The sequence below is a fragment of the Oxalicibacterium sp. genome (assembly GCF_035565035.1).
Lineage (GTDB): Bacteria > Pseudomonadota > Gammaproteobacteria > Burkholderiales > Burkholderiaceae_D > Oxalicibacterium.
The window spans coordinates 1-2,464 of the sequence record NZ_DATMTD010000029.1; the positions used below are offsets into that span (position 1 = coordinate 1).

A 2,464-nucleotide genomic window follows, 5' to 3' on the forward strand; every position below is an offset into this window, starting at 1 on the left:
AGCAATGCAGCAGGCTTGGTCGGAATTTTAGGCAGGGGCATCAGGACCTCGATCTGGAAAGTTTGAAAACATTACTGCGGCTACGAACAGCATGAAACGATAAAGCGAAGAGGAAGATGCGGTAGAGGGGTGGGTGGAAGAAGAATCAACAACGGACGAATCAAAAAGCAAAAAAGCCGTTTGGGAAGGCGCGAGGCCTAATCCACAAACGGCTTTTCTTCGGAAAAATTCTTTTGAATTCAATGGGTTTTGCAACCTAGGCAAGAGCCTTCACAAACTGCAGCACTTCATCGATGTGTCCAGGCACTTTCACTCCACGCCATTCTTTCACCAATTTGCCGGATTCGTCAATGACAAAGGTGGAGCGCTCGATGCCACGCACTTTCTTGCCGTACATGTTCTTCCATTTCATGACGTCGAACATGTTGCAGATCGTTTCATCCGGATCGGAAATCAGTTCGAATGGCATGGCCAGTTTTGCCTTGAAGCCCTCATGCGAACGGAGGCTGTCACGGCTGACGCCGAAAATCTCGGCGTTGGCTTGCTGGAATTCCGGATACAGTTCGCGGAACTGGATACCCTCGGTGGTGCAGCCCGGCGTATTGTCCTTCGGATAAAAGTAGAGGACGATCTTTTTCCCTTTGTAATCAGACAGTTGAAAGCTGCGGTCACTGGTCATCGGCGCCGAGAAATCGGGCACCAGCATGTTCACTGCAGAAGGGCGTTCCGCCAGTTCGAGGTCTTGATCCATTCCTTTTCGCTTTCTCTATCGATGATATCGAGGCGTCGCCGATATCTATCTGTCCGATGCTGCCGCGGACAATGATGAAGACGCATATGGGGACGCGCATTTGCTTTTCAAGCAAGATGCCGAAAATTCGATGCCGTCTGCCTGCATGCTAATCGGCCAAGCTGACACGACGATTACGTCCGGCCGATATGGATGCGGTCGGCGCTACGGACGCGAATCAGGATTCGAAAATCAGCGCCAGCGCGACCTTGCGGCCTTCGGCCATCAGGATGTTGTAGGTGCGGCAGGCAGCCTGGTTGTCCATGCATTCGACGCCGGTGCGCGCCGCGGTCAGGCTGGCGATCAGCTTCGGGTGGACGAAGCGCTGGCGCGCGCCGGTGCCGAGAATGACCACATCGGGCGTCATTCCGCCGATTTGCACGAAATTCTCGGCAGTCAGCGCATCGAAGGATGTCACGGGCCACGCGACCGGTGCGGTTTCCGGCATCACGATCAAGCTGTGCTCGAAGCGGATCAGGTTGATCTCGACGCCGGCATCGTCGTATGCGGTGACGGTTTGATACTGCTGGGTCGGAGTGCTGTGAAGCTTCATGGCGCGATCGGGACCGCCTTTGCGGGAATTTGAAAGATAAAGAACGCGTATTGTAACGTTTTCACTCGGACATCGTGGTTTTGCGATTGATAAAATCTGTTGCTTTCGGCAAAATGGATCACTTTTCCGCGCGCATTCTGCGCGTCACTGCTGACCTCGTCGCCCGGTTGTTCCTGGCGTGATGAATAAGGCAACCACATCGGAGAGCAGTTCCGCTTTTCGACATCAAAAGGTGCTTTTGTGCGACCGATCTACAAATCGAAAAAACTGGCTGACGTGTGCTACGACATCCGCGGACCCGTGCTGGAAAAGGCGCGGCAGATGGAGGAAGACGGCCACAAGATCATCAAGCTGAACATCGGCAATCTCGCCACTTTCGGTTTCGACGCGCCGGACGAGATCGTGCAGGACATGATCCGCAACATGGCGAACGCTTCCGGTTATACCGATTCGAAAGGCCTGTTCGCGCCGCGCAAGGCGGTCGTGCAATATGCGCAGCAGAAGCAGATCGCCGGCGTGACGATCGACGATGTGTACCTGGGCAACGGTGCGTCCGAGCTGATCGTGATGAGCATGAATGCCTTGCTGAACACCGGCGACGAAGTGCTGGTGCCGTCGCCCGATTATCCGCTGTGGACGGCCGCGGTCAGCCTGTCCGGCGGCAAACCGGTGCATTACGTCTGCGACGAGCAGGCCGGCTGGTTTCCGGACATCGAGGACATCAAGAAGAAGATCAATTCGAACACGAAGGCGATCGTCGTCATCAACCCGAACAATCCGACCGGCGCGCTGTATCCGGTCGAGTTGCTGCAGCAGATCGTCGAGGTCGCCCGTCAGCATCAACTGATCGTGTTCGCCGACGAGATCTACGACAAGGTGCTGTACGACGGCGCAACGCATACTTCGCTCGCTTCGCTGGCAGACGACGTGCTCTTCATCACGCTGAACGGGCTGTCGAAGAACTACCGTTCCTGCGGCTACCGCGCCGGCTGGATGATCGTGTCGGGCGAAAAGCGCTATGCGAAGGATTACATCGAAGGGCTGAACATGCTGGCTTCGATGCGCTTGTGCGCCAACGTGCCCGGCCAGTATGCGATCCAGACCGCGCTCGGCGGCTACCA

The 2,464-nt window shown here is 55.8% G+C and carries 3 protein-coding genes; 1 reads left to right on the forward strand and 2 read right to left on the reverse strand.

The features are described 5' to 3' along the window. Positions 1–256: 256 nt before the first annotated feature. Positions 257–751 (reverse strand): peroxiredoxin, encoded by a 495-nt coding sequence (locus VN114_RS02915; RefSeq protein WP_325511811.1) that lies wholly within the window; start codon positions 749–751, stop codon positions 257–259. Positions 752–968: 217 nt separating this feature from the next. Next, positions 969–1,343, reverse strand: coding sequence for an Mth938-like domain-containing protein (locus tag VN114_RS02920; protein ID WP_325511813.1), 375 nt, complete (start codon positions 1,341–1,343; stop codon positions 969–971). A gap of 240 nt (positions 1,344–1,583) precedes the next feature. Between VN114_RS02920 and VN114_RS02925 the strand changes: the two genes are divergently transcribed. Then, positions 1,584–2,464, forward strand: an 881-nt coding sequence (locus tag VN114_RS02925) for a pyridoxal phosphate-dependent aminotransferase (protein WP_325511815.1), incomplete at its 3' end; no start/stop codon positions are given.

What these genes read in the sequence shown, in the direction of transcription:
- VN114_RS02920 (WP_325511813.1), bottom strand. Translation starts at nt 1,343, where the DNA reads ATGAAGCTTCACAGCACTCCGACCCAGCAGTATCAAACCGTCACCGCA.
- VN114_RS02915 (WP_325511811.1), bottom strand. Translation starts at nt 751, where the DNA reads ATGGATCAAGACCTCGAACTGGCGGAACGCCCTTCTGCAGTGAACATG.